The 25,305-nt window shown below is 69.1% G+C and carries 23 protein-coding genes and 1 tRNA gene; 13 read left to right on the top strand and 11 right to left on the bottom strand.

Annotation, left to right across the window (positions count from 1 at the left end):
• Positions 1-297 precede the first annotated feature (297 nt).
• The gene (locus tag EDD92_RS25415; RefSeq protein ID WP_185124122.1) at positions 298-1,488 is read left to right on the top strand and encodes a PTS fructose transporter subunit IIC; all 1,191 of its coding nucleotides are present in this window, start codon (positions 298-300) and stop codon (positions 1,486-1,488) included.
• A gap of 296 nt (positions 1,489-1,784) precedes the next feature.
• On the opposite strand, the gene EDD92_RS25420 is transcribed toward EDD92_RS25415, so the two are convergent.
• Positions 1,785-2,366 (bottom strand): HD family hydrolase, encoded by a 582-nt coding sequence (locus EDD92_RS25420; protein ID WP_123966418.1) that lies wholly within the window; start codon positions 2,364-2,366, stop codon positions 1,785-1,787.
• Between the two features lie 13 nt (positions 2,367-2,379).
• Positions 2,380-3,507, bottom strand: coding sequence for a helix-turn-helix transcriptional regulator (locus EDD92_RS25425; protein ID WP_123966419.1), 1,128 nt, complete (start codon positions 3,505-3,507; stop codon positions 2,380-2,382).
• 217 nt (positions 3,508-3,724) lie between these two features.
• Between EDD92_RS25425 and EDD92_RS25430 the strand changes: the two genes are divergently transcribed.
• A complete protein-coding gene (locus EDD92_RS25430; RefSeq protein ID WP_260326744.1) occupies positions 3,725-4,138 on the top strand; it encodes an ATP-binding protein in 414 nt (137 codons plus the stop codon).
• Between the two features lie 289 nt (positions 4,139-4,427).
• Here EDD92_RS25430 and EDD92_RS25435 read toward each other — a convergent pair whose 3' ends face one another.
• From EDD92_RS25435 to EDD92_RS25445, 3 genes are read right to left on the bottom strand one after another with little or no spacing between them, the layout of a single operon-like run.
• Positions 4,428-4,778 carry a DUF4440 domain-containing protein gene (locus EDD92_RS25435; protein ID WP_123966420.1) on the bottom strand — a complete coding sequence of 117 codons (351 nt, stop codon included), beginning with the start codon at positions 4,776-4,778 and terminating at the stop codon, positions 4,428-4,430.
• Positions 4,779-4,821: 43 nt separating this feature from the next.
• Positions 4,822-5,052: a hypothetical protein gene (locus tag EDD92_RS25440; RefSeq protein ID WP_123966421.1), complete on the bottom strand. Its 231-nt coding sequence runs from the start codon at positions 5,050-5,052 to the stop codon at positions 4,822-4,824.
• Positions 5,024-5,836, bottom strand: coding sequence for an MBL fold metallo-hydrolase (locus EDD92_RS25445; protein ID WP_123966422.1), 813 nt, complete (start codon positions 5,834-5,836; stop codon positions 5,024-5,026). The genes EDD92_RS25440 and EDD92_RS25445 overlap by 29 nt, the downstream gene beginning before the upstream one ends.
• Positions 5,837-5,926: 90 nt before the next feature.
• On the opposite strand from EDD92_RS25445, the gene EDD92_RS25450 reads away from it, so the two are divergent.
• On the top strand, positions 5,927-6,301 hold the full coding sequence (locus EDD92_RS25450; protein WP_123966423.1) for a helix-turn-helix domain-containing protein: 375 nt from the start codon (positions 5,927-5,929) through the stop codon (positions 6,299-6,301).
• 711 nt (positions 6,302-7,012) lie between these two features.
• Here EDD92_RS25450 and EDD92_RS25455 read toward each other — a convergent pair.
• Positions 7,013-7,086: transfer RNA gene (locus EDD92_RS25455), tRNA-Gly, on the bottom strand.
• 518 nt (positions 7,087-7,604) lie between these two features.
• Between EDD92_RS25455 and dcd the strand changes: the two genes are divergently transcribed.
• From dcd to EDD92_RS25470, 3 genes are all read left to right on the top strand, one after another.
• Positions 7,605-8,180, top strand: a complete 576-nt coding sequence (gene dcd, locus EDD92_RS25460) for a dCTP deaminase (protein WP_123966424.1) — start codon at positions 7,605-7,607, stop codon at positions 8,178-8,180.
• A 14-nt stretch (positions 8,181-8,194) separates the two neighbouring features.
• Positions 8,195-8,704 (top strand): phosphoribosyltransferase, encoded by a 510-nt coding sequence (locus EDD92_RS25465; protein ID WP_123966425.1) that lies wholly within the window; start codon positions 8,195-8,197, stop codon positions 8,702-8,704.
• Between the two features lie 93 nt (positions 8,705-8,797).
• Positions 8,798-9,583, top strand: coding sequence for a calcium-binding protein (locus EDD92_RS25470; RefSeq protein ID WP_123966426.1), 786 nt, complete (start codon positions 8,798-8,800; stop codon positions 9,581-9,583).
• Positions 9,584-9,668: 85 nt separating this feature from the next.
• Here EDD92_RS25470 and EDD92_RS25475 read toward each other — a convergent pair whose 3' ends face one another.
• The 3 genes from EDD92_RS25475 to EDD92_RS25485 all read right to left on the bottom strand — a co-directional run bounded on the left by EDD92_RS25475 (position 9,669) and on the right by EDD92_RS25485 (position 13,721).
• Positions 9,669-10,655 (bottom strand): Yip1 family protein, encoded by a 987-nt coding sequence (locus tag EDD92_RS25475; protein ID WP_123966427.1) that lies wholly within the window; start codon positions 10,653-10,655, stop codon positions 9,669-9,671.
• 110 nt (positions 10,656-10,765) lie between these two features.
• Positions 10,766-12,241 (bottom strand): FG-GAP and VCBS repeat-containing protein, encoded by a 1,476-nt coding sequence (locus EDD92_RS25480; RefSeq protein ID WP_123966428.1) that lies wholly within the window; start codon positions 12,239-12,241, stop codon positions 10,766-10,768.
• A gap of 181 nt (positions 12,242-12,422) precedes the next feature.
• Positions 12,423-13,721 (bottom strand): VCBS repeat-containing protein, encoded by a 1,299-nt coding sequence (locus EDD92_RS25485; RefSeq protein ID WP_123966429.1) that lies wholly within the window; start codon positions 13,719-13,721, stop codon positions 12,423-12,425.
• Positions 13,722-13,880: 159 nt separating this feature from the next.
• Between EDD92_RS25485 and EDD92_RS25490 the strand changes: the two genes are divergently transcribed.
• Entirely contained in the window at positions 13,881-14,207 is a 327-nt protein-coding gene (locus EDD92_RS25490; protein WP_123966430.1) for an antibiotic biosynthesis monooxygenase, read from the top strand.
• 61 nt (positions 14,208-14,268) lie between these two features.
• Here EDD92_RS25490 and EDD92_RS25495 read toward each other — a convergent pair whose 3' ends face one another.
• Positions 14,269-16,551: a (Fe-S)-binding protein gene (locus EDD92_RS25495; protein WP_123966431.1), complete on the bottom strand. Its 2,283-nt coding sequence runs from the start codon at positions 16,549-16,551 to the stop codon at positions 14,269-14,271.
• 218 nt (positions 16,552-16,769) lie between these two features.
• Between EDD92_RS25495 and EDD92_RS25500 the strand changes: the two genes are divergently transcribed.
• The 5 genes from EDD92_RS25500 to EDD92_RS25520 all read left to right on the top strand — a co-directional run bounded on the left by EDD92_RS25500 (position 16,770) and on the right by EDD92_RS25520 (position 22,087).
• Positions 16,770-17,804, top strand: coding sequence for an MraY family glycosyltransferase (locus EDD92_RS25500; protein ID WP_123966432.1), 1,035 nt, complete (start codon positions 16,770-16,772; stop codon positions 17,802-17,804).
• Between the two features lie 94 nt (positions 17,805-17,898).
• Positions 17,899-19,743 carry a molecular chaperone DnaK gene (gene dnaK, locus EDD92_RS25505; protein WP_030942097.1) on the top strand — a complete coding sequence of 615 codons (1,845 nt, stop codon included), beginning with the start codon at positions 17,899-17,901 and terminating at the stop codon, positions 19,741-19,743.
• Entirely contained in the window at positions 19,740-20,393 is a 654-nt protein-coding gene (gene grpE / locus EDD92_RS25510) for a nucleotide exchange factor GrpE (RefSeq protein WP_030942099.1), read from the top strand. The genes dnaK and grpE overlap by 4 nt, the downstream gene beginning before the upstream one ends.
• 60 nt (positions 20,394-20,453) lie before the next feature.
• Positions 20,454-21,632: a molecular chaperone DnaJ gene (gene dnaJ / locus EDD92_RS25515; RefSeq protein ID WP_123966433.1), complete on the top strand. Its 1,179-nt coding sequence runs from the start codon at positions 20,454-20,456 to the stop codon at positions 21,630-21,632.
• 5 nt (positions 21,633-21,637) lie between these two features.
• A complete protein-coding gene (locus EDD92_RS25520; protein ID WP_123970539.1) occupies positions 21,638-22,087 on the top strand; it encodes a heat shock protein transcriptional repressor HspR in 450 nt (149 codons plus the stop codon).
• An 86-nt stretch (positions 22,088-22,173) separates the two neighbouring features.
• Here the strand turns inward: EDD92_RS25520 and EDD92_RS25525 are convergent, their stop codons facing one another.
• Positions 22,174-23,832 carry a PA14 domain-containing protein gene (locus tag EDD92_RS25525; protein WP_123966434.1) on the bottom strand — a complete coding sequence of 553 codons (1,659 nt, stop codon included), beginning with the start codon at positions 23,830-23,832 and terminating at the stop codon, positions 22,174-22,176.
• A gap of 295 nt (positions 23,833-24,127) precedes the next feature.
• On the opposite strand from EDD92_RS25525, the gene EDD92_RS25530 reads away from it, so the two are divergent.
• Positions 24,128-25,243, top strand: a complete 1,116-nt coding sequence (locus tag EDD92_RS25530) for a sugar ABC transporter substrate-binding protein (protein WP_123966435.1) — start codon at positions 24,128-24,130, stop codon at positions 25,241-25,243.
• Positions 25,244-25,305: the final 62 nt, after the last annotated feature.

Below are 25,305 nucleotides of genomic sequence, written 5' to 3' on the forward strand. Positions count from 1 at the left end.
TCGAGAAGGCGTCGAGAAGGCATGAGAGCACCGCCAGCTCCTCCTGACGTAGCACATCAGCCTCGCCGGCCCCGTGCTTCGTGACCGGCGGCGCGCACGCCGTAGGTCCGGGTGCCGCCCATCGAGGGCGGCACCCGGGCTCGCACCCGCCTCCACGAGCGACGCCGTGCCATGCCGACCCCTCGCGCCCCGCAGCCGAAGCGATCGCCCTCCCCCACCCACCGGCCCCCTCACCGGGCCGCGTTGACGTCTCAGACCGCCGACCACAGGCGCCACCCACAACCGGAGCTCGCGACCATGAACCACTCAGACAACCGGACCACCGCCCTGTCGGCAGCCCCGATGGACCACGGGTCCGACCGCAGCGGCCATATCGGCATCAGAATCGGCGGATGGCTGGCCTCCAGCACGCCCTACCTGGCCCCCCTCGCCGCAGTCGGTGGTCTGCTGACCGTCCTCGCCTTCGCCATCAGCGGCCCTGACATCACCGCGACGATGTCCACCCAACTGAACGACGGCTCCTGGACCCAGCCCGACACCTGGGCCGCACTGCTGCTGCAGACCGGTGCCACCGCGGTGGGCATCTTCGCACTGGTCGTCGCCGGGTATGTCGCCTACGGCATGGCCGGGCTGCCGGCACTGGCCCCCGGACTCCTCGGCGGCATGGCGGCCATGGACTACAGATGCGGCTTCCTCGGCGGACTGATCGCCGGCCTGATCGCCGGTTCCGTCACCATGCTGCTCCAGCGGATCACCGTTCCGCCGCGGCTGCACGCCATGACCACCATGGTGATCGGCCCGCTGGTGTCCACGGTGGTCACCACGGCCGTGGTCTACGCATTCGTCGGACCGCAGATCACCTCGCTGTCGGATTGGCTGAGCCATGAGCTGCCCCCTCTGACCTGGGGAAGCAGCATCGTGTGCGGTCTGGTCCTGGGCCTGATGGTCTCCTCCGACATCGGCGGAACGATCAGCAAGGCCGCCATCGGCTTCGCCGCCACGGGCCTGGAGACCGCGCCGAACAGCCTCAACTTCACGATCATGGCCACGGTGGTGGCGGCCGGCATGGTCCCGCCCCTGGCCCTGTCCCTGGCCACTGTGGTCCGCGGCTCGCTGTTCACTCCCGCCGAGCGAACCTATGGCAAGACCGCCTGGCTGTTCGGCGCGGCCTTCGTCCCCGAGGGCGCCATCCCCTTCGCGGTGGCCGACCCCCTGCGGGTGATTCCGGCCTCGACGGCGGGCGGCGCCGTCGCCGGTGCCGTGACCATGACGTTCGGCAGTTCCCTGACCGTCCCGTACGGCGGTGTCTTCGCAGCCGGACACCTCGGCAATCCCTTGGTCTTCGTGGCCGCCGTCGCCTTCGGCGTCTTCGTGACCACTGGCCTCGTGCTCGTCCTCAAGAGCCTGCGCCGCACGGCACCGGCCGCGAGCACCGCCCGCGTCGCCACCGGCACCCCCAAGAAGGCCGTAGCGGCCGGCCGAGCCTGACCGCGGCGCCCGCCCCGCGGGGGAACGCGCCGCATCGGGTCGGGACCGCTCCCAGCGGGTGCGGTCCTGGCCACCGGCCGAGCACTGACGCCCAGGACACGGACGCGCTGTTGGAGGGCCTGTGGGCGACGCTGGACCCGCGCTTCGTGGTCGCCGCGACCGCTTTCGCACCGATCACCGGCGTCCAGGGACCCACTCGCCATGCGTGACTCGATGGAATAACACCGCACCGGTGGGAGTCGATGCGCTGCACCGGCCCACAGGCCGGGCATCGCGAACATCATGCTGATGCGAGATCAGCTCTGCGTCTCCCCAAGGGCTGCGCGCAGCCAGTCCAGAGACTCGGTCGCAAGCACCGCGTCGGCGAGCTCGTTGGCGGACTTCGTGGTGAGTCGGCGGCGGCTGTTGTCGATCCAGCGCTGCGCGTTCTCGTAGCCCTGGGCCTTGTACTCGATGCCCTGGATCATGCATTCCAGCTTGTCGGCGTCCCTGGCGCAGAGGGCCTCCGGGGACTCCTTCGCCTCGTACTCCGCGACCAGCTCGCGTACCGCGGTGGCGAGGACCTCGGGCATGCCCACGACCTGGTCCTCAGTGACCGCCCGCGGGTCCGCCTGCGGGGCGTACTTCCTGCCCAGGTAGTTCACGTCCCCGGTACGGGTTTCCTGCGAGTCGTGCCATACCGCGAGGAACGCGGCTTGTGCGGGGTCGGCGCCTTCCAGTTTCGCGATGATCGTCGCGAGGAGAGCGGTGCGCCATGAGTGTTCCGCCACCGACTCGGGGTCGCGTACTCCGGCCATCCACCAGCCGGTGCGCTTGGTCTGCTTCAGCGTGCCCGCCTCGTACAGGAAGCGCGCCACCGCGGACAGGTCTTCAGCCACCGTCGGACTCCTCTCACGCCTCGGCGAGGCGGATCGCGTACCGGATGCTCTCCAGCTCCCGGCGCCCGCGCGCCGACAGCTCCCGGCTATCCAACATCACGGGCAGCCTGTCGCGCAGGGCGCGTCCTGCTGCTCCGGATCGCAGCAGGTTGGGCCGTACCTGGAGCAGAGACCAGACGGAGTGGATATTGAGGTCGACGTAGCCGTGATGCGGGGCGAGGCCGTGCGCGAGGTGGGCGAGGAGTTTGTCGCCGGGCCACGGTCCAGGGGTGCGGGCGGCGATGAAGTCGTCGCTCAGCTCCAGGTGGGCCGTCTCGCCGATCCAGTAGGCCCAGTAGTTCAGGTTCGCGGCCTCGCCGGCGTCGTCGTCGATGAGGGCGACGTCGATGAAGTGACTCATGCGGTCCCGGTCCCCTTGCCGGGCCGAGACCGCGGCAACAGAGCGGGAGTTGAGCCAGCCCGTAAGCCAACCGCCAGGGCGTTCTTTCGCCTGCTGGTGAGCGAGCCATGCGGAGGCGTCGTCCTGGTCGTCGTACCCGGAGAGGTAGAGGGCCTGGCGGCGGAGCAGGAACTGGTCTTCGCTCCGGGCCTGTTCCGCGGTGCGCCGCATCTGTGTGAAGAATCGCGCGCGGTCTGCGGCCGACAGCTCCGGCCCGGCCGGCGCGGGGCCTCGGCGCTTGCGGGGTGGGGCGGGCAGGTCGCGGACGGGCTGGGGCGGCACGTGGTTGAGGGGCCATGCGAGGACCTCGACGAGGTCACGCTGCATCACCCAGGCCCCGAGCGGGCTTGCCGCGACGTCGGCCTGGTCGTCGAGAGCGCTCGCGAGGAGGACGTCCGCCTCCAGTGCGCGGTCGAGGGCTTGCAGGAGCGCCGGGGCGGTGCCCATGTGCATCAGCCGATGACGGTGTACGAGCATCTGCCCGACCGGTACAGCGGTCAGCGGGCGGCGGCCCGATTCCCAGCCCGCGATCGTGTCCGCAGACACGCGCAGCTGCTCGGCTATGTCCTCCTGGGTGCGTCCCTGCTGCTCTCGGATGACCCGGAAGACGTAGCCGGAGATGACGCCCGTGCGCGGGCGCCCGCCTGATCCCTGACTGCCGGTCAGGGTTTGTCGCGAACTCGACTGCATGAACAGCCCCATTCCCGTGTGTCCGCAGCAAACCACCTGTACTTGCGGTCACTTCTAGGTGTGATCACGGCTCTCTACCGTCGTATGCACCACCGAACGAGCCTAGTAGGGAGGCTGTCACTGTGGGTTTCGTTGCGGATGCCCCCGAGCCAATACTCCTCAAGCGACAACGCCCCGACGGCCGGTGGTTGGGCTACCCCGAACGCGAGCACCTCCAAGGGACGCGACGATGACCATGACGGCTGCAACGGTGGGACCACAGCGCTACCAGGAGCGGTATGCGGCGAGGCTGGAGTCCGTCACTCAGGCACGTCGGGACATAGCGCTGGTGCTTCAGACCTGGGGCCTGCCTCAGCTGGTGGACGTCGCCGCGCAGGTCGTCACCGAGTTGGTGGCCAACGCGGTGGAGCACACTGACGCCGCCACGGTCGGCGCCTCGATCACCCGGGTGGGCAAGGAGTCCGCCCGGATCGTCGTGACGGACACGTCCCGCACCAGACCCACCCCGGGCACACCGTCACCGAACGACGAGCACGGCCGCGGGTTGCTCCTTGTCGAAGCCCTTGCCCACGCCTGGGGCAGCGAGCTGGTACGTGGCGGGAAACGCATCTGGGCAGAGCTGCGGGTGCCGGCCTCATGCTGATCGCGCTTGTCTCTTTACGGCTCCTGCCCAGCGTCCCGGGCGCAGATGCAGCCGGTGCCCGCGTGGACTTCGCCGGCATCGGCCTGTTCACCGCTGGCAGCGGAGCTTTCACCGCCCAACGCCACGTCGAAGACCTGCTCACCCTCCCCAGCCAACTGCGCCCGGACCACAGCGGATCATGCCCGTGTCACCGACGCCGGAAAGCGGCGGCCGCATCGAGAACGTCGATGTGGCCGCCGCTGCCCTGACGAGGTTGCGTCGCCCGACGGTGATGCCGGGATGACGAGAATCAGACGCCGTAGGGGTTGTCGATGATGTAGACCCAGTCCCCCTCGGTCGTCCTCCTCATCACCTCGACCGCCTTTCCTTCCACGGTGCCGCTCTCGCTCGTGATCCGCCAGGACGGCTGGACCATCGCCAGGTCGCCGTTCTGATGGACCGACGTGGCCACCACCTCCATGGTGCTGGGCGAGGCGAGGTAGGGCTTCAGCGCTTCCTTGATGCTTTCCCTGCCGTAGACCGGCTGCTGTCCCGGTCCCGGTACGAACATGGCGTGTTCGTCGAACAGGGAACCCAGTCCGTCGAGGTCCTGGTCCTTGAGGTACTGGGCGAAGCGCTCGTGCACGACTTCCGGTGTCATCTGCTTTTCCCTTTCTTTCCTTCGTTGCGGATGGGCGGGCCGGCTACAGGCCGATCCACGCAAGCCATTGACCGGTGGTGTGCGGCGTCAGCCCCAGAAGCTGCTGGGCGCTGTTGTGCGCGCTGATGGTGTCGTCCGGCACGGTGGCGAGGCCCTCGTACAGTGCGGTGACCGCAGCCGCCCCCGCTTCTCCGGCGGCGTAGAAGGAACGGGCCGATGCGCCGACGGCGGCACTGGGTGAGGTGTCAGCGGGTGTGCGGGTCCGGCAGTGCAAGGGGATCGCCCGGGGCGGGCCAATGCAGCGGGACGCCAGCGGCGTCGAAGACCTGCTGGACGTGGCCGCGGTCTTCGGTGTAGTGCGCCCAGCCCTCGGCGTGCACAGCAACCACCAGGGGGTCGCCGAGCAGGCGGCGGGCCTCGACGGCCTGGACCGCGGTCAGCGACAGCCGTACGTCACCGAACGCCTCGAAGCCGGCCGCGCCCAGATGCAGCAGCGCCACGTCGATGTGGTACCGGCCGGCCAGCGCACTCATCGCGTCCAGGTCGACGGTGTCACCGGAGACGTACACGCTCGGTGCCGAGCCGTCGTCGGTGTGCAGGAGGAAGCCGGTGACCGGACCGGTGAGGTCCTCGGTGCCGACGGGCCCGTGGCGGGCGGGAACCGCGGTGATGTTCAGCGGCGTGCGGCCCGGCTTCGACAGGGTCCGGGTCTGCCAGGGCTCCAGGCCGACGGCCGCGCCCCCGAGATCGGTGGCGCCGACGACGGTAGTGAACACGTTCGAGGCACCGGAGGCCACCATACGCCCGGCGGTGTCGAGGTTGTCCAGATGCCCGGTGTGGCTGACCACGACGGCGTCGAGAGCGGGCAGTTGTGCAGGCTTCAGCGCCGGGTCGGCGGTCTTGCGCACCAGGACCGGGCCGTCCTGGTACTCCGTGCCGGCGGCGTCGAAGGTCGGGTCGGTCAGCAGCGTCCAGCCGGCCAGGCGGATCAGCGCGGTGGGACCGCCGAGCACCGTCACGGTGTTCGCGGCGCGGGTCACGGCAACGTCGGTTACCACAGGTACTCCTTGACGATCAGGGGTTGGCTCACTCACTCTGACCGCGTTACTTTCTCCTGGGAAGTACATACCTTCAGGTGAGGTGAGCACGTGCAGGAAAGCACGCGAGGCAACGTCCGCGATCCCGCCTGCCCCGGCAGGCAGCTGTTCGACCTGGTCACCGCCCGGTGGGCCGCCCTGGTCCTAGTGGATCTCATGGACGGCCCGCAACGCTGGTCCGAGCTGCGCCGGAGTGCCGGCGGCGTCAGCGACAAGATGCTCGCGCAGACCCTGCGCGACCTCGAAGACGGCGGCCTGATCACCCGCACCGTGCACACCAGCCGCCCACCGACGGTGCAGTACGCCCTGACCGACCTCGCCCGCGGCGCCACCGCCGCACTGCAACACCTGCAGAACTGGGCCGAACAGCACACCAGCGACTACGCCCACCACCGACACACCCACACCACCCACCCGAAGCCCTGAAAAGGCAGGCTCGAAGTGCACACGTCACCGTGCTTCTGCCGTATGAGCGAGCGCCCTGACCAGCATGAACTGCATGCAAAGCTCAGGGCGCGACTCGCTGTCGCTGACGGTAGATGCACAACGGCTTCTGAGGCACGCCCTCGGCACCGAGCTCAACGATCCGTACGGCTGTTCTCGCTCCCCATGTGAAGGGCCGCTTCGGGGAGGGCCACCCAGTGCGGGGGACAAGGGTTCACCCATCCCGCACAGGTGCGTCGGGGCCAACTGCCCTACCAGAGTCTCGAACTCGGCGAGCACGGAGATGTCGAAGCCGAGCGCCGCCCAGCGCGGTCTCCTGCCAGCAGTGACATCAGAAGCCCGACGAGCATCGCTGCAAACGTGGCTACCGAACAGGGCGGTGGGCTCATACGGTGAGCCGGGAACGGCCACCTTGGCTTCGGGCAGGGCATCGCGCGCCGTGGCCTGCACATAGCTGCCGTGAAGTGTGGCGTTGCGTAAGCGACTTCGCAGGCGCAGCCCTGAGTAGTGACGCAGGTCACTCAAAATGCGCCTCGCCATTTGAGATGCCTGAGAGTCGAGTCACTCAAAGTGGCCGCCGAACGCTCCTGAGGTGCCCCGTTGAGCTCGACTTAGGGCACGCAGAGGGCACGCCGCACCCAAATTGGTCTAGACAACAAACAAACCCCAGGCCGCTGACCTGGGGTTTCATAATGGAGCGGGTGACGAGAATCGAACTCGCGCTCTCAGCTTGGGAAGCTGATGTTCTACCATTAAACTACACCCGCGTAAGACGCCGACCGGAGTCGGTGTCCGAACGCATCGTCACCTTACCTCATCCCCGGCCCCCGGCGCTGAAGCCATGGGGCCCGCTTGCGTTTCGGGGGGCGATGAGGCTGCGGGGGGCCGGAGTTGGGGCGTACGGTGGAGGGGTGGGTGAGGGTCCGGGGGAGGTCGGAGAGCCCCCTGGAGAGTCGTTCCTTTGATCCCGTAATGTGGCATTTGTCGTCAGGTGGGCAGTAGCCAGACGCGGCTCTTGGGGAAGGGACTCTTGGACTTGATGGAGCGCACCGTCGTCCGTTGTGCCGATGGGCACGTGTTCAGCACCGCTTCGTTCCCGATGCAGCAGGCCGAGCGGCTCGGCCCCGGCCGGCTCGTCCGGTGTCCACGGTGTGCCCGGCTCCGCAGTGTGGTGCCGGTCAGCCTTGAGAAGCATTAGGGACAGGGCAGGGCACGGACGGAGCAGTAGCGGGCGCGTGGGCGGCTCGATTGTGGCCGGTCCGCGCGCCTTGCGTATCCTCAGGGCGTGCTTCTCTCAGACAAGGACATCCGGGCCGAGATCGACGCCGGGCGGGTGGTGATCGATCCCTACGACAAATCCATGGTGCAGCCCTCGAGTGTCGACGTGCGGCTGGACCGGTTCTTCCGGGTGTTCGAGAATCACCGCTACCCGCACATCGATCCCTCCGTCGAGCAGGCCGATCTCACGCGGCTCGTGGAGCCCGAGGGTGACGAGCCGTTCATTCTGCATCCCGGAGAGTTCGTCCTCGCCAGTACGTACGAGGTCATCACGCTCCCCGACGATCTCGCCTCGCGGCTCGAGGGGAAGAGCTCGCTCGGGCGGCTCGGGCTGGTCACCCACTCCACCGCCGGGTTCATCGACCCCGGCTTCTCCGGGCATGTGACGCTCGAGCTCTCCAACCTCGCCACCCTGCCGATCAAGCTGTGGCCGGGCATGAAGATCGGCCAGCTGTGCATGTTCCGGCTGAGCTCGCCCGCCGAGTTCCCCTACGGGAGCGAGCGCTACGGCTCCCGGTACCAGGGGCAGCGCGGTCCCACCGCCTCCCGGTCGTACCTCAACTTCCACCGGACCCAGGTGTGAGTGGAGTGGGTGGCGTGAGTGGTGTGCGGGAGAACCTGACCTACGAGGCCTTCGGGCACGCCGTGCGCGAGCTCGCGCAGGCCATCGCCGACGACGGCTACGAGCCGGACATCGTGCTCAGCATCGCGCGCGGGGGTGTGTTCGTCGCAGGCGGGCTCGCCTACGCCCTCGACTGCAAGAACCTCCACCTGGTGAATGTGGAGTTCTATACGGGGGTGGGCACCACCCTCGAGATGCCCGTCATGCTCGCGCCCGTTCCCAACGCCATCGACTTCTCCGACAAGAAGGTGCTCATCACCGACGACGTCGCCGACACGGGGAAGACGCTGAAGCTCGTACGCGACTTCTGTCTCGACACCGTCGCCGAGGTCCGGTCCGCCGTCGTCTACGAGAAGTCGCAGTCGCTGGTGAAGTGCGAGTACGTGTGGAAGCGGACCGACGACTGGATCAACTTCCCGTGGAGTGTCCTTCCTCCGGTGCACAGGTCGGGAGAGGCGGCCAAGGAGAACAAGGAAGCGCTCTGAGCGTGGAGTTGTTGAAACAAACCGTGCGGTAGAGCCTTGGCCAAGGCCGTACGCTCCCTCTGACCGATCAAAGATTCAGTGGGGGGACAGTTCATGCGCACAACTGCGCGCCTTGCCCTGCTCGGGACCAGTCTCGCGCTGGTTGCCGGGGCAGTCGGTGCCACCGCCGCCCAGGCGGATGACGGCGGCTCGGGCAACATCACGATCGACAAGGTCGTCGTCAACGGCGGCAAGCCGGTCGTGGTCGGTACCACCAAGGTGGTGACCGCCAAGGTGTCCGTGACCGCGTCCGACGATTCGGGCATCAAGGAGACCACGTACATCCACGCCCAGGGCCCGAGGCCGAACTTCGCGCAGATCTGGTACGACGACGGCGACATCACCTGCGTCAAGGTGAGCGACACCACGTCGACCTGCACGGGGTCGCTGACGTTCGATCCGCAGGCGGCGACCGGCTTCGTAGACAACAACGCGGCGGCCACCTGGAACCTCGGCACGCTGGTCTCCGCGAATGACTTCAACTACATCCACCGGGACGCGGCCACCACGTTCAAGGTGCAGCGCGCCTCGAAGCTGACGGTCAACGCCTCGCCGGAGCCGGTGAAGAAGGGGAAGACCATCACGGTCACCGGCAAGCTCTCCCGGGCCAACTGGGAGGACAACCTGTACCACGGCTACGCGAACCAGCCGGTGAAGCTGCAGTTCCGCAAGAAGGGCAGCACCACCTACACGACGGTGAAGACGATCAGGACCAACTCGACGGGCGGTCTCAGGACGACTGTCACCGCCTCCACCGACGGCTACTTCCGCTACAGCTTCGCGGGCACGACGACGACCCCGGCGGTCAACGCGGCCGGCGACTTCGTGGACGTCCGGTAGCCACGTACTGAGAGCGGAAAGGGCTCCCGGCAGTGCGCCGGGAGCCCTTTGTGTCGTCGTACCAGGTGTGCCGCGCCAGGTCCTGTCAGAACGTGCCGAGCTTCACGATCGACAGCAGGGCGATCAGCTGGATCGCCGAGGCGCCCAGGGCCTTCGGCCAGGGGAGGTCGTGGGAGCGGCTGACCATGAGCGTCAGGAGGGCGCCTGCGGCCACCCAGGTCGCCCAGCCCAGGGCCTGGACGAAGGTCGCGTCGCCGCCGAAGAACATGGCGAAGACCAGGCGGGGCGCGTCCGTCAGGGACATGATCAGCATGGAGAGGCCGACCGTGGGCTGCCAGGCGCCGTCGCCGCCGAGCTGGCGGGCCAGGGTGTGGGTGACCACGCCCAGGATGAAGGACGAGAGGACCAGTGCGACGGCCGTCGTCAGGACGATGGGCACCGCGTTCGCCAGGGTGGCGTTGATCGCGTCCGAGCGTGCCCCGTCGAAGCCGAAGACCGCGAGAAGGCCGTAGAGGAACGTCACGATGAGGGCCGGGCCCCACATCGTGTAGTCCCGCATCTGGAGGAAGGTCTGGGTGGGGGAGAAGACGATGCCCCTCAGCAGGTCCTTCCAGTGCAGGCGGGGGCCTGCGGGGGCCGCCGGGGCCGAGCCCGCGCGGTAGGTGCCGCCCTGGTTGTACGGGTCCTCGCCGACCGTGAACGCCTGGGTGTGGCCCGGGTTGTTGGCCGCGTACGGGTCCGGGTTGCCCTGCGGTGCGTAGCCGCTGCCGTCGCCGAAGTACTCCGGCTCGCCGTACCCGCCGCCGTTGCCCTGCGGCCACTGGCCGCCGCCGTTCCCGTACTGCTGCTGCCCGGGGTGGGGCTGCGGCGCCGGGGGTTGGCCGTACGACGGGCGGCCCTGCGGCGCCTGCTGTCCGTACGGGGGTTGTTGCGGTCGCGCTTGCGGAGCGCCGTTGTTCCGGGCGCCGCGTCCGATCCTGAATCCAGCCACGTCTTCGAACGTACCTGGTCCCGGAGAGTGACGTGGCGGGCCCGGCGGTTCGGGCCCGGCTTTGCTGCCGAGCTGTGACATCCCTTAAGGGGACGGTAAAGGAACCCCTAGGGAAGCACTGCGGCACCGGCCACGCAGCGCAGGGAGGAGCCGGGCCCGAGGGTGAGGGCCCGGCTCCGGTACGGGGTGGGTCAGTCGGCGAAGTTGGCGCCGAAGGCCGGCGTTCCGGTCGTCGAGACGCCCGAGGTGCTCGGCGAGATCACGCGCGAGCCGGTGGTGGTGATCACGGTTCCGTCGGAGGGCAGGTAGGTGACCGCGCCGTTGCCGTCGTTCTCGTACGAGCCCACGAGCAGGTCGGCCTTGCCGTCGCCGGTGACGTCGTCGAGCTTGACGTCGAGGCCGAACTCGTCGTCGGCCTCGTCGCTGCCGGGCACGCCAGGGGTGCTCTGGGCGAAGCCCTGGGCTCCGGTGGTGGTGTTCAGGCCGGTCGAGGTGCCATAGAGGACCGTGACCGCGCCGGTGTTGGCGGCGCTGCCGAGGTCCTCGCCTGCGACACCGATCGCGAGGTCGAGGAAGCCGTCGCCGTTGATGTCGCCCAGGTCGAGCTCGGAGCCGAACCAGTCCTTGTTCTCGGCGCCTCCCGGGACGTTGCCGGTGTCCTGGGTGATGCCGGTGGAGTTGCCGGGACCGCCCGCGGAGCCGTAGGTGACCCAGACCTTGCCGCCCTTGCCGGAGTCCGGGATCGTCGTGCCGTCGCCGGTGGTGGTGTCCCAGTAGGCGCCGCTGACGATGTCGCCGTAGCCGTCGGCGTTGATGTCGCCGATCGCGGTGATCACACCGGGCTTGAGGGCCTGGGCGGAGGCGACGCTCAGGCCGCTCGCGGTGCCGGGGATGTAGTAGTTCCGGTTCCAGCCGTAGTCGGTCTGGGTCTCGTAGCCGTCGACGACCAGGTCCGTGCGCTTGTCGCCGTTGACGTCACCGGCGGTGAGGTTGAGCGCGCCGCCCGCGTCGCCGCCCGACTGGATGGGCGGCTTGATGGTGTAGCGGCCGCCCGCGGTGCCGGAGGAGTTGAAGCCGCCCTTGAAGACATAAAGGGTGGAGGCGGAGCTGCCGACGGCCAGGTCGGCCTTGCCGTCGCCGTCGAAGTCGCCGGCGGCGAGGTTCTTGCCCCAGAGGTCGTGGCTGGAGGGTGCCGGGTCGGCGATGCCGGTGCCCTTGCCGGTGATGCCCGAGGCCGAGCCCCACAGGATCACGAGGCCGCCGCCGTCGGTGTCGCTGCCGATGTCCTCGCCGGGGGAGCCGACCGCGAGGTCGTCGTAGCCGTCGCCGTTGAAGTCGGCGTACGCGGTCTCCGAGCCGAAGGCGTCGCCGGTCTCGGCGGTGCCGGGGTTGCCCGTGGTGTCCTGGCTGATCGTGGAGCGCTTGGCGGAGGAGACGCCGGTGGCGGTGCCGTAGAGGACGACCACCTGGCCGGCGGTCTTGTGGCCGCTGACGTAGGCGCCGGCGGCCGAGAAGGCGACGTCGCCGGTCCCGTCGCCGTTGAAGTCGGCCTGCGGGACATGTGTGGAGTCCGCGGCCGTCGCGTTCACGGCCGAGAACGTGAGCAGACCGCCCGTCAGAGCGACGGCGGTGGCCGTCGCGAGGGCGAGTCGCAGAGGCTTGTGCATGCGGGTTTTCTCCTGCGGCATGCGGGGATGCCTGGCGGGCATCCCAGTCAAATGGGGTGCGCGCCGAATCGTGTTCGCCGGGAGTTGTCCTCGCGTTCACGATCGGGCGGCGATCAGGAGACCCGCGATGGGGCGTAAGGGTTGTACGTGATTTCAGTAATTCCTGAGGTCGTTTCCCGGGTCAGTCGGCCAGGAACTCCGAGCTGGAGAAGGTGACCGCCGGCTCCGCGCCCAGCAGCCCTTTCTTCATGCCGGGATAGACGGCGACGGTGTCCTGCGTCTCGCCGCGGTACGTCCGCACGGCGAGGTCCGCCCGCCCGTCCCCGTCGAAGTCGCCGACGGCCAGTACCCGGGTGGTGCCCCGGGCAGGTGGCTTCACGGTCACCATGTCCGCCTTCGACAAGCCCGTCGTACGACCTCGGAACACCCGCAGCCCCGACCCGCCGGCGACGAGTTCGCTCAGGCCGTCGCCGTCGAAGTCGGCGGCGTCGAGCAGGGAGCCGGGGGAGCGGAGGGTGGCGCGGGTGGCGGTCGGGAGGTCGTAGCGCAGGGACGTTCCGTCCAGAGTGCCGACGGCCGCGTCGAGGGCGGCGCCCTTGCCGAAGCGGCCGAGGGCGACGTCGATGCCCTCGGGCAGGACGGCGCCGGTGCGGGTGGGGCCGGCGGGGCCGCCGAGGACGACGGACGCCCTGCTCTCGCCCTCCGCCGTACGGACCACCAGGTCGTCGTAGCCGTCGCGGTTGACGTCGGCCGCCGGGCCCGTGGGGACCTCGCCCGGCGAGGGGACGGGGGCGCCGGCCGCGCGGGGTGTGGCCATGGGGGTGCCCCCGCGCGAGGGCATTCGAGCGTGGCGGAGGCTGAACGGGCCGCGCAGATAGCTCAGTTGCTCCCTGGACGCGTGCAGGACCAGGTCCTGAGCGCCGTCGCCGTCGAAGTCGCCGCACACCGGCTGGTCGGGCCAGTCGTTGCCGAAGCGGGCGACGGCGGGGACGGCAAGTTGGACGGCACGGGTCAGGCCGCCGGGTGAGCCGAAGAGGACCTGCAGGGGGACCGGGGGCCGGCCCTGGCCGTCGTAGGGCGGATCGGTCGAGACGATCAGGTCGGTGAAGCCGTCCTTGTCGAGGTCGCAGCTCGCCTCCGCGTCGAAGACCGCGGGGAGTTGGCCTTTCGTCCGGGTCGCGTACCTGGCGGGGCTGAGCAACTGCCGTGCCCCCGGGGTGAGTCCGTGCGCGCTGCCGTAGACGACGCCTATGCCCGCGTCGTCGGCATGGCTCTGCGCCTTCACGAGCGCGTCGAGGACGAGGTCGCGGTGGCCGTCGCCGTTGAAGTCGTCGGGGGTCCTGCTGCCCTTGCCGCGGGGTATCGGCAGCTCGGCCGGGGCGTCCGCGACCCGGACGGGGGTGGGGCGGGCGGCTCCGGCGTCCCCACCGGGGCCGCAGGCGGCGAGCAGAAGGCTGCCGCAGAGGGCCGCCGTACACATTCCGCCTCTTCGCACGCGCACCGTCCACCTCGTCAGCACCGTCGACAACGCCTGGGCAATGATGCACGTGTTCGAGGTGGGGTGACAGTCCCGGGATCGGCCGGCCGGACGCTCCGACCCTGCGCACGACTGCGGCTGCGGTTGCGTCAGGATGGCTTCATGAGCGTAGTCAAGATCAATGTGCTGACCGTCCCAGCTGAGCAGCGGGAGGTCCTGGAGAAGCGGTTCGCCTCGCGGGCCCACGCCGTGGAGAACTCGGACGGCTTCGAGTGGTTCGAGCTGCTGCGGCCGGTCGAGGGGACCGACCAGTACCTCGTGTACACGCGCTGGCGGGACGAGGAGTCGTTCCAGGCCTGGATGGAGGGGCCGATGAAGTCCGCCCACCAGGGCGGCGGCGAGGGCGCCGAGCGCCCGAAGCCGGCGGCCTCCGGCTCGACCCTGTGGTCCTTCGACGTCGTGCAGTCTGCGGGCCCGAAGGGCGAGTAGACAAAGACGACGGCGCCCCCTGCCTCGTAGGAGGCAGGGGGCGCCGTCGTGTCTGTACGGACTACTTCACCGGCTCCGGCTCCGGCGCGGTCTCCGTCTCCTCGTCGCCCGCCGGGTCGACCGGCGTCTTGACGGACTCGAGGAGCAGCTGGGCCACGTCCACCACCTGGACGGACTCCTTGGCCTTGCCGTCGTTCTTCTTGCCGTTCACGGAGTCCGTGAGCATGACCAGGCAGAACGGGCAGGCCGTCGAGATGATGTCCGGGTTCAAGGACAGAGCCTCATCAACACGCTCGTTGTTGATGCGCTTGCCGATCCGCTCCTCCATCCACATCCGCGCACCACCGGCGCCGCAGCAGAAGCCGCGCTCCTTGTGGCGGTGCATCTCCTCGTTGCGCAGGCCCGGGACGTTGGCGATGATCTCGCGCGGCGGCGTGTAGATCTTGTTGTGGCGGCCCAGGTAGCACGGGTCGTGGTACGTGATGATGCCCTCGACCGGGGTGACCGGGACCAGCTTGCCCTCGTCGACCAGGTGCTGCAGCAGCTGGGTGTGGTGGATGACCTCGTAGTCGCCGCCGAGCTGCGGGTACTCGTTGCCGATCGTGTTGAGGCAGTGCGGGCAGGTGGCGACGATCTTCTTCGCCGACTTGGGCTTGGCGGACTCCGGGACGACCTTGCCGTCGTCGTCGAGCTCCTCGCCGAACGCCATGTTCAGTGCCATGACGTTCTCCATGCCGAGCTCCTGGAACAGGGGCTCGTTGCCGAGGCGGCGGGCGGAGTCACCGGTGCACTTCTCGTCGCCGCCCATGATCGCGAACTTGACGCCCGCGATGTGGAGGAGTTCCGCGAAGGCCTTCGTGGTCTTCTTGGCGCGGTCCTCCAGGGAGCCCGCGCAGCCGACCCAGTACAGGTACTCGACCTCGGTGAGGTCCTCGATGTCCTGGCCGACGACCGGGACCTCGAACTCGACCTCCTTGAGCCACTCCAGGCGCTGCTTCTTGGCCAGGCCCCAGGGGTTGCCCTTCTTCTCCAGGTTCTTGAGCATCGTGCCCGCCTCGGACGGGAACGCGGACTCGATCATGACCTGGTAGCGGCGCATGTCGACGATGTGGTCGATGTGCTCGATGTCGACCGGGCACTGCTCGACGCAGGCGCCGCAGGTGGTGCAGGACCACAGGACGTCCGGGTCGATGACGCCGTTCTCTTCCGCGGTGCCGATCAGCGGGCGCTCGGCCTCGGCGAGAGCCGCGGCGGGGACGTCCTTCAGCTGCTCCTCGGACGCCTTCTCCTCACCCTCCATCGTCTTGCCGCCGCCGGCCAGCAGGTACGGGGCCTTGGCGTGGGCGTGGTCCCGCAGGGACATGATCAGGAGCTTGGGGGACAGGGGCTTGCCCGTGTTCCAGGCGGGGCACTGCGACTGGCAGCGGCCGCACTCGGTGCAGGTGGAGAAGTCGAGGAGGCCCTTCCAGGAGAACTGCTCGACCTGGGAGACGCCGAAGACGTCGTCGTCACCGGGATCGGTGAAGTCGATCGGCTTGCCGCCCGAGGTCATCGGCTGCAGGGCGCCCAGGGCCGTGGAGCCGTCGGCGTTGCGCTTGAACCAGATGTTCGGGAAGGCCAGGAAGCGGTGCCAGGCCACACCCATGTTGGTGTTCAGCGAGACCACGATCATCCAGATGAACGAGGTGCTGATCTTGATCATCGCGACCAGGTACACCAGGTTCTGCAGCGCGCTCACGCTCAGGCCCTTGAAGGCCAGGACCAGCGGGTACGACGCGAAGTACGAGGCGTCGTAGCCGTCCACGTGGTGGATCGCGCCCTCCAGGCCGCGCAGCACGTAGATCGCGAGGCCGATGGTGAGGATGACGTACTCGACGAAGTACGCCTGACCCGACTTCGAGCCCGCGAAGCGGGACTTGCGGCCGGGGCGCGAGGGCAGGTTCGACAGGCGGATCGCGATGAGTACGACGATGCCGAGGACCGTCATCACACCGATGAACTCGGTGTACATCTCCAGCGGCAGCCAGTCGCCGACGACCGGCAGCGTCCAGTCGGCCTGGAAGAGCTGGCCGAAGGCCTGCGCCAGGGTCGGCGGCAGGGTCAGGAAGCCGACTGCCACGAACCAGTGGGCGAAGCCCACGATGCCCCAGCGGTTCATCCGCGTGTGGCCGAGGAACTCCCTGACAAGGGTCACGCTGCGCGCGTACGGGTTGTCGGTCCGGGTGCCGGCAGGCACCGGCTGGCCCAGTTTGAAGTACCGGACGAACTGACCGATGGCGCGTGCGAGCAGCGCAACGCCGACCACGGTCAGCACCAGCGACACGATGATCGCGGCGAGTTGCATTTGGGGGCTCCTCGGGACTGCGAGGGTCATTACTAAGCGGTAACTTATGTAGTCCGATTGAGACTACCCCCATCATCCGTCGCACTGTAACCGGGCGTGCGGTGATCTGCGTCGCTGAGGGTTGCCTTAAGGGTCCGCGACAGGTCCGCGACCAGGCCTGCGACGATGCGATCGTGTTATTCACGCCAAATTGGTACATTTGCGCCTAACTTAGACCCGTGCTATACGGGATCGCCGCCGCCACCACCGCCCTGCTGCTCGCCGCCGTGCTCACCGCACTGCTGCGGGTGCCCGCGCTGCGCCTAGGGATCGTCGAGCGGAGACGGCAGCGGCAGCGGCCTGTGCCGCTGCTCGGGGGTGCGGCCGTGGTGCTCGCCACCTGTGGCGTGGCGGTGGCCATGGACCGGACCGGCGTCGCACCCCTCGGGGCCTGGGTGGGGCGGCTGCTCGTCGCCGGTGGTGCCGTCGCGGCGCTCGGGCTCGTCGCGGACGTGGGGCGGGTCAAGGTGCGGGTCCTCGTCGCCGGTACGGCCGTAGCGGCGGCCAGTGTCGTGCCGTACGAGGAGACCGGGGTGCCGGCCGGGCTGCTCGCCGTCGGGTGGATCGTCTTCGTCGCCATCGGGTTCAAGGCGCTCGACCATGCGGACGCCCTCGCGGGCACCGTGGGTGTCCTCACCGCCTTCGGGGTGGGGGCCTGCGCGGCGGCCGAGCTGATGGACGGGCTCGCGGTGCTGCTGAGCGTGCTGGCCGCCGCGCTGACTGGGTTCCTGATGCACAACTGGCCGCCCGCGCGCGTGGGGCTCGGCGCGTGCGGGTCGCTGTTCACGGGGTTCGTGCTCGCCGCGTCGGCGGTGTTCACCCGGGCGGGCTACGGGCTCGCCCCCAGTGCGGGAGTGCTGTTCTCGCTCACCGCCCTGGCGAGCGCCGACGTACTCCTCGTGGTCCTGTCGCGGCGGCTGGCCGGGCGGCCGTTGCTGCGCGGCGGGCCGGACCATGTCGCCCACCGGCTGCGGCGGTTGGGGCTCACCCCGCAGGGGGCGACCGTGCTGCCCGGAATCGGGGCCTTCGCCGCGGTGTTCGTCGGGGTGCTCATGCATATCGGGTGGACCGCTTTGTCCGGCGTGTACTGGGTGGGGGCGGTGGCACTCGTCGTCGTCCTCATGCTCCTTCGGGTGCCTGTGTACGGCCTCCGGCGGTCCGTGCCCACACAATCGACGCAGGTCAGCGGCCAGTTGCGTGTAAGGAACGGATAAGAGTTGAGTCGGTCCGACTCAGGTCTGTTGACCCATCGGCGGGCGTCGTGCACACTTGAGTCCGTTCCACTCAAGTCAGCTGGAGGAATTCACCATGGCACGTGCGGTCGGCATCGACCTGGGCACGACTAACTCCGTCGTCAGCGTTCTGGAGGGCGGCGAGCCCACCGTCATCACCAACGCCGAGGGTGCCAGGACCACGCCGTCCGTCGTCGCCTTCGCGAAGAACGGTGAGGTGCTCGTCGGCGAGGTCGCCAAGCGCCAGGCGGTCACGAACGTGGACCGGACCATCCGTTCCGTGAAGCGCCACATGGGCACGGACTGGAAGATCGAGCTCGACGGGAAGCCCTTCAACCCGCAGCAGATCTCCGCGTTCATCCTGCAGAAGCTCAAGCGGGACGCCGAGGCCTACCTGGGCGAGAAGGTGACCGACGCGGTCATCACCGTCCCGGCCTACTTCAACGACTCCGAGCGTCAGGCGACGAAGGAGGCCGGCGAGATCGCCGGTCTGAACGTCCTTCGTATCGTCAACGAGCCGACCGCGGCCGCGCTCGCGTACGGCCTCGACAAGGACGACCAGACGATCCTCGTCTTCGACCTCGGTGGCGGCACCTTCGACGTGTCCCTGCTGGAGATCGGTGACGGCGTCGTCGAGGTGAAGGCCACCAACGGCGACAACCACCTCGGTGGTGACGACTGGGACCAGCGCATCGTCGACTACCTGGTCAAGCAGTTCGCCGGCGGTCACGGCGTGGACCTGGGCAAGGACAAGATGGCCCTGCAGCGTCTGCGTGAGGCTGCCGAGAAGGCCAAGATCGAGCTGTCCTCGTCCACCGAGACCTCGATCAACCTGCCGTACATCACCGCGTCCGCCGAGGGCCCGCTGCACCTGGACGAGAAGCTCACCCGGGCTCAGTTCCAGCAGCTGACGGCCGACCTGCTGGAGCGCTGCAAGACGCCGTTCCACAACGTCATCAAGGACGCCGGCATCTCCATCAACGAGATCGACCACGTCGTCCTCGTCGGCGGTTCCACCCGTATGCCCGCCGTCGCCGAGCTCGTCCGCGAGCTGACGGGCGGCAAGGACGCCAACAAGGGCGTCAACCCGGACGAGGTCGTCGCCATCGGCGCCGCCCTGCAGGCCGGTGTCCTCAAGGGTGAGGTCAAGGACGTCCTGCTCCTCGACGTGACCCCGCTGTCCCTCGGCATCGAGACCAAGGGCGGCATCATGACGAAGCTCATCGAGCGGAACACGACGATCCCGACCAAGCGGTCCGAGATCTTCACCACCGCCGAGGACAACCAGCCGTCCGTGCAGATCCAGGTCTACCAGGGCGAGCGCGAGATCGCGGCGTACAACAAGAAGCTCGGGATGTTCGAGCTGACCGGTCTGCCGCCGGCCCCGCGCGGTGTCCCGCAGATCGAGGTCGCCTTCGACATCGACGCCAACGGCATCATGCACGTGACCGCGAAGGACCTGGGCACGGGCAAGGAGCAGAAGATGACCGTCACCGGCGGCTCCTCGCTGCCGAAGGACGAGGTCGACCGGATGCGTCAGGAGGCCGAGAAGTACGCGGAGGAGGACCACGCCCGCCGCGAGGCCGCCGAGACCCGCAACCAGGGCGAGCAGCTCGTCTACCAGACGGAGAAGTTCCTCAAGGACAACGAGGACAAGGTCCCGGGCGAGATCAAGACCGAGGTCGAGGCGTCCGTCGAGGAGCTGAAGACCGCGCTCAAGGGCGAGGACACCGCCGAGATCCGCACCGCCACCGAGAAGGTCGCGGCCGTCTCGCAGAAGCTGGGCCAGGCCATGTACGCCGACGCCCAGTCCTCGCAGGCCGCCGCCGGCGGCGCCGCGGGCGCCGAGGCCCCGAAGGCCGACGACGACGTCGTGGACGCCGAGATCGTGGACGACGAGCGCAAGGACGGTGCCGCGTGACGGAGGAGACCCCGGGCTTCGACGAGAAGCCCGACGTCCCCTCCGGCGCCACCCCCGAAGACGCCGAGCCGCAGGCCGCCTCCCCCTCCTCGGGGGAGGGGGCGGCCCCGGCCGGGGACGCAGCACAGATCGCAGGCCTGACGGCCCAGCTGGACCAGGTGCGCAAGGCGCTCGAAGAGCGCACCGCGGACCTCCAGCGGCTCCAGGCCGAGTTCCAGAACTACCGCCGCCGTGTGGAGCGGGACCGGATCACGGTCAAGGAGATCGCCATCGCGAACCTCCTGACCGAGCTCCTGCCCGTGCTCGACGACATCGGCCGCGCGCGGGACCACGGCGAACTCGTCGGCGGATTCAAGTCCGTCGCGGAGTCGCTGGAGACCGTTGCGGCGAAGATGGGACTGCAGCAGTTCGGCAAGGAGGGCGAGCCCTTCGACCCGACGATCCACGAGGCCCTGATGCACTCGTACGCGCCGGACGTCACCGAGACGACGTGCGTGGCGATTCTGCAGCCCGGGTATCGCTTCGGCGAGCGCACCATCCGCCCCGCGCGGGTGGCCGTCGCCGAACCCCAGCCGGGGGCGCAGACCGTCAAGGCCGACGAGGCGGAGACGGCCGACGACAAGGAGAGCGGTGGCCCGGACGAGGGCTGAGCTTGAACCGGTCGCAGCAGTACCGACCGCTGCATCGATGAGAGAGGAGGGGCGTCGGGGATGAGCACCAAGGACTTCATCGAGAAGGACTACTACAAGGTCCTCGGCGTCCCCAAGGACGCCACCGAGGCCGAGATCAAGAAGGCGTACCGGAAGCTCGCCCGCGAGAACCACCCGGACGCCAACAAGGGCAACGCCAAGGCCGAGGAGCGCTTCAAGGAGATCTCCGAGGCGAACGACATACTCGGCGACCCCAAGAAGCGCAAGGAGTACGACGAGGCCCGCGCCCTCTTCGGCAACGGCGGCTTCCGCCCCGGGCCAGGCGGCGCAGGCGGCTCCTTCAACTTCGACCTGGGCGACCTCTTCGGAGGCGGCGCCCAGGGCGGCGGGGGTTCCGGAGGCTTCGGCGGCGGAATCGGTGACGTCTTCGGGGGCCTGTTCAACCGGGGCAGCTCCGGCACCACCCGGGTGCAGCCCAGGCGCGGCCAGGACATCGACACCGAGGTCAGCCTCAGCTTCACCGAGGCGATCGAGGGGGCGACGGTCCCGCTGCGCATGTCCTCGCAGGCACCCTGCAAGGCCTGCTCGGGCACCGGCGACGCGAACGGCAACCCGCGGGTGTGCCCGACGTGCGTCGGCACCGGCCAGGTCGCGCGGGGTTCCGGCGGCGGCTTCTCGCTCACCGACCCCTGCCCGGACTGCAAGGGCCGCGGCCTGATCGCGGAGAACCCCTGCGAGGTCTGCAAGGGCAGCGGCCGCGCCAAGTCCTCGCGCACCATGCAGGTCCGCATCCCGGCCGGGGTGTCGGACGGCCAGCGCATCCGGCTGCGCGGCAAGGGCGCACCGGGCGAGCGGGGCGGCCCGGCGGGCGACCTGTACGTCACGGTGCATGTCGACGCGCACCCCGTGTTCGGCCGCAAGGGCGACAACCTCACCGTCACCGTCCCCGTGACGTTCGCGGAGGCGGCGCTCGGCGGCGAGGTCAGGGTCCCCACCCTGGGCGGCCCGCCCGTCACCCTGAAGCTGCCCCCCGGCACACCCAACGGCCGCACCATGCGCGCCCGCGGCAAGGGCGCGGTCCGCAAGGACGGCACCCGCGGCGACCTCCTGGTCACCGTCGAGGTGAGTGTCCCGGCGGACCTGACGGGGAAGGCTCGTGACGCACTCGAGGCGTATCGCGAGGCGACCGCGGGCGAGGACCCGCGGGCGGAGCTGTTCCAGGCCGCGAAGGGAGCATGACAGAGATGGACGGCCGTCGACGCAACCCGTACGAGCTGACCGAGGAAACCCCGGTCTACGTCATCTCGGTGGCGGCCCAGCTCTCCGGCCTGCACCCGCAGACCCTGCGCCAGTACGACCGCCTCGGCCTGGTCTCGCCCGACCGCACCCCCGGCCGGGGCCGGCGCTACTCGGCCCGCGACATCGAACTGCTGCGCACCGTCCAGCAGTTGTCGCAGGACGAGGGCATCAACCTGGCGGGCATCAAGCGGATCATCGAACTGGAGAACCAGGTCGCCGCGCTCCAGCAGCGCGTCGCCGAACTCCAGACGGCGGTCGAGGGCGCGGCAGCGGCGATGCAGCAGCGCGAGGCGGCGGTGCATGCGTCGTACCGCCGCGATCTGGTCCCGTACCAGGAGGTGCAGCAGACCAGCGCGCTGGTGGTGTGGCGGCCCAAGCGGCAGCAGTCCGACTGAGTGGCCGGCGCGTCAAGCAGTCGAAGGGGCCCGGAGGTTGAACCTCCGGGCCCCTTCCGTATGCCGGCGTGTGTCGGTGACCGGTGTCAGCGGCCGACGAAGAACTCCAGCGAGGAGCTCTGCTCGCTCTGCCGCCCGTAGGGGTCCACGGCGTACACGGTGGCCGTGCACGGCCCGTTGTAGGGCGGTGTCCAGGAGATGGAGCCGGTCGTGGACAGCTGGGTGCCGCTGTCGCCGCAGGCGCCGCTGATCTCCCAGGAGTAGCCCTTCAGCACCCGCCCCTCGTCACCGGCGCCGGGCTTGGCCGTGACCTTGATGGGGGAGCGCGCCGGAATCCCGGCGAAGTCCAGCGTCAGCTGCGGTGCGGCCGGGCCGAACGGGGTGGCCCGGGCGAGCCGGTCGACGGTGATCTCCGCGGAGGGCGCCGACTCGGCGCCCGTACCGGCCTCCACGGCGACGACGTAGTAGGACGCCTTGCCCGCCGGGGCGAGGCGGTCCTCCCACCAGCCGCCCTGCAGATTGCCGATGGCCGTCCAGCCGCCGTCGGTGCGGCGGTAGACCCGGTACTGGGGGGCGTCCTCGGGGAGCACCCAGTGGATCTCGGTCCTGTCGTCGTAGAGGACGCTGGTCAGCCCGCTCGGGGCGGGCGTGCCGCTGGGCTCGGGGCGCGTGGCCGTCACCGTTGCGGAGACCGGGGAGACGTTCCCGGCGCCGTCGACCGCGTGCACCGTGTACGTGTAGGCCGTACCCGTCCCGGCGGTGACGTCCGTGAAGGACGTCCCGAACACGGTCTCGGGCCCGTCCGGATCCTGCTGCCCCTCCGGCGCGCCCCACACCTCGTAGTGGTGCACGTCCGCCGCCGAAGAGGGCTCCCACGCAACCGTGTTGCCCGCCGTGGTGCCCTTCGCCGTGAGGCCGGTGACCTGCCCGGGCGCCGTCCGGTCGGCGGTCGTCACGCCCTGGTCGGCCGAACCCGCCGAGGCGTTGCCCGCCTTGTCGTAGGCACGCACCTCGTAGTAGTACGTGTCGCCGGTCACCGGCAGGCTCGTGTCGGTGTACGACGTCGAGGTCGTCGTCGCAAGCGGCGTAGCGCCGAACGACGTGCCCTTGAGCCGCCGGTAGACGCGGTAGCCCGCGAGGTCCATCTCCTTGTTCTTCGCCCAGGCCGGCTTCGCCTTGCCGGTCGCGGGGTCGTACGTGACCGAAATCCCCGTCGGGGCAAGGGGTTTGACCTTGTCGACGTCGGCGGAGGTGCGGGGCTTGTAGGCGAAGGAGACGTTCGCCGTGCCCGTCCAGTTGACGTAGTCGATGCGGAAGGTGTGCTTGCCGGAGGGGATCGTGACGTTGACGGTCTTCTTCACCGTCGTGGACACGTTCTTCCAGAGGTCGACCTTGCGCACGCCGTCCAGGTAGACGCGGACGCCGTCCTGGGTCGCGACCGGCAGGGCGAAGGGGCCGCCCGAGCCGAAGTCCCTCGTCACCGTCCAGCGGACGCCGAAGTTGTCCCTCGGGAGGCCGGAGGCGGGGGCCGAGGTGCCCCAGTTCTGGTCGATCGCAGCGTCGCAGTCCGTCTTCTTCGGGGTGCCGGAGAACGACGTGTTCGCGAAGAACTGGCGCTTGAACACGGGCGAGGTGCAGGTGGTCGCGGCGGCGGCCGGGGCGGCCGTCGCGGAGAGCAGACCGGCCGCGGTGGCGAGCACGACGGCGGTCGTGGCCGCGGCGGTCGTGGATCTGGCTGGGTTCATTCGGTCCTCTGGTCGGGATGGGAACGGCTGATGCAAGCTGCCGTGATCACGACTCGTGAGGAATCGGGTTGGTTGTACGGATCTTTGCCTGCCGATTGCCTGCCGTTGCATGGAGAGTCCGTAAAGGACCTTTGGAGACGTTTCCGTCATGTCTTTACATGGTCGGCGGAGTGTTGCGTTGCGCACTCGTTAAGTAGTTGCGCTTGACGCCTGGGGGCCGCTCCGCGTTGGCTTTTCAGTCACCTGGGTCGCAAGTTGCGCCCGCGTCCGTAAGACACCAGAAGTGAGCTCCTCCATGCGTTCCACGCGTCGTACCGCCATCGCCGTGGCAGCGTCCACGATGACTCTGTCGCTCTCCGCCTGCGGCGTGCTGAACGTGTCGGGGGACAGCAGCTCGGCGAGCCCCACGAAGGGCAACGACGTCACCATCGGGCTGCTGCTGCCGGAGACGGCCAACACCCGGTACGAGGACTTCGACTACCCCATCATCAAGAAGCAGGTCGCCTCGCTCACCAAGCAGCAGGGCAAGGTCGACTACCAGAACGCCGACCAGAACGCGGCCAAGCAGGCGGCCCAGATGCAGAAGATGATCGACGACAAGGTCGACATCATCCTGCTGGACGCCGTGGACTCGCACGCCATCGCCAGTGAGGTGCAGAAGGCGAAGGACGCCGGTATCCCGGTCATCGCCTACGACCGGCTGGCCGAGGGCCCGATCGACGCGTACATCTCCTTCGACAACGAACTCGTCGGCGAGGTCCAGGGCCGCACCCTGCTGGAGGCGCTGGGCAGCGAGGTCGACACCTCCGACAAGATCGTCATGATGAACGGCTCGCCCACCGACCCGAACGCCAAGCAGTTCAAGGCGGGCGCGCTGTCCGAGCTCAACGGCAAGGTGACGATCGCCAAGTCGTACGACACCAAGGACTGGGACCCGAAGAACGCCGAGGCCAACATGAAGGCGGCCATCGACGCGATCGGCAAGAAGAACATCGTCGGTGTCTACTCCGCCAACGACGGCATGGCAGGCGGCATCGTCAAGGCCCTGGAGGACGCCGGCGTGACGAAGCTGCCGCCGCTCACCGGCCAGGACGCGGAACTTGCGGCCGTGCAGCGGATCGTCTCGGGCGAGCAGTACATGAGCGTGTACAAGTCGTACCCGCAGGAGGCGGCGGCGGCCGCCCAGATGGCGGTGGCCAAGGTGCAGGGCAAGGAGATCGAGTTCGACGCCCTCACCCAGGACACCGTCGACAGCCCCACCGACAAGGGCATCCCCGCGCAGCTCGTCACCGTGACCGCGCTGACGAGGAAGAACATCAAGTCGACGGTCGTCGCGGACGGCATCTACAAGGTCTCCCAGATCTGCACGTCGAAGTTCGCCTCGGAGTGCTCGGCGATCGGCCTCAAGTAGGCGCAGGCGGGCGGCACCTGAAAGGGCCGGGGCGGCTGCGCCCCGGCCCTACGCCTTCGGTT

Origin of the sequence: Streptomyces sp. TLI_185 (assembly GCF_003814765.1) — a bacterium.
Taxonomy (GTDB): Bacteria; Actinomycetota; Actinomycetes; order Streptomycetales; family Streptomycetaceae; genus Streptomyces.

What these genes read in the sequence shown, in the direction of transcription:
- EDD92_RS25415 (WP_185124122.1), top strand. Translation starts at nt 298, where the DNA reads ATGAACCACTCAGACAACCGGACCACCGCCCTGTCGGCAGCCCCGATG.
- EDD92_RS25425 (WP_123966419.1), bottom strand. Translation starts at nt 3,507, where the DNA reads ATGGGGCTGTTCATGCAGTCGAGTTCGCGACAAACCCTGACCGGCAGT.
- EDD92_RS25430 (WP_260326744.1), top strand. Translation starts at nt 3,725, where the DNA reads ATGACCATGACGGCTGCAACGGTGGGACCACAGCGCTACCAGGAGCGG.
- EDD92_RS25435 (WP_123966420.1), bottom strand. Translation starts at nt 4,778, where the DNA reads ATGACACCGGAAGTCGTGCACGAGCGCTTCGCCCAGTACCTCAAGGAC.
- EDD92_RS25470 (WP_123966426.1), top strand. Translation starts at nt 8,798, where the DNA reads ATGCGCACAACTGCGCGCCTTGCCCTGCTCGGGACCAGTCTCGCGCTG.
- EDD92_RS25475 (WP_123966427.1), bottom strand. Translation starts at nt 10,655, where the DNA reads ATGTCACAGCTCGGCAGCAAAGCCGGGCCCGAACCGCCGGGCCCGCCA.
- EDD92_RS25480 (WP_123966428.1), bottom strand. Translation starts at nt 12,241, where the DNA reads ATGCACAAGCCTCTGCGACTCGCCCTCGCGACGGCCACCGCCGTCGCT.
- EDD92_RS25485 (WP_123966429.1), bottom strand. Translation starts at nt 13,721, where the DNA reads ATGTGTACGGCGGCCCTCTGCGGCAGCCTTCTGCTCGCCGCCTGCGGC.
- EDD92_RS25490 (WP_123966430.1), top strand. Translation starts at nt 13,881, where the DNA reads ATGAGCGTAGTCAAGATCAATGTGCTGACCGTCCCAGCTGAGCAGCGG.
- EDD92_RS25495 (WP_123966431.1), bottom strand. Translation starts at nt 16,551, where the DNA reads ATGCAACTCGCCGCGATCATCGTGTCGCTGGTGCTGACCGTGGTCGGC.
- dnaK (WP_030942097.1), top strand. Translation starts at nt 17,899, where the DNA reads ATGGCACGTGCGGTCGGCATCGACCTGGGCACGACTAACTCCGTCGTC.
- dnaJ (WP_123966433.1), top strand. Translation starts at nt 20,454, where the DNA reads ATGAGCACCAAGGACTTCATCGAGAAGGACTACTACAAGGTCCTCGGC.
- EDD92_RS25520 (WP_123970539.1), top strand. Translation starts at nt 21,638, where the DNA reads ATGGACGGCCGTCGACGCAACCCGTACGAGCTGACCGAGGAAACCCCG.
- EDD92_RS25525 (WP_123966434.1), bottom strand. Translation starts at nt 23,832, where the DNA reads ATGAACCCAGCCAGATCCACGACCGCCGCGGCCACGACCGCCGTCGTG.
- EDD92_RS25530 (WP_123966435.1), top strand. Translation starts at nt 24,128, where the DNA reads ATGCGTTCCACGCGTCGTACCGCCATCGCCGTGGCAGCGTCCACGATG.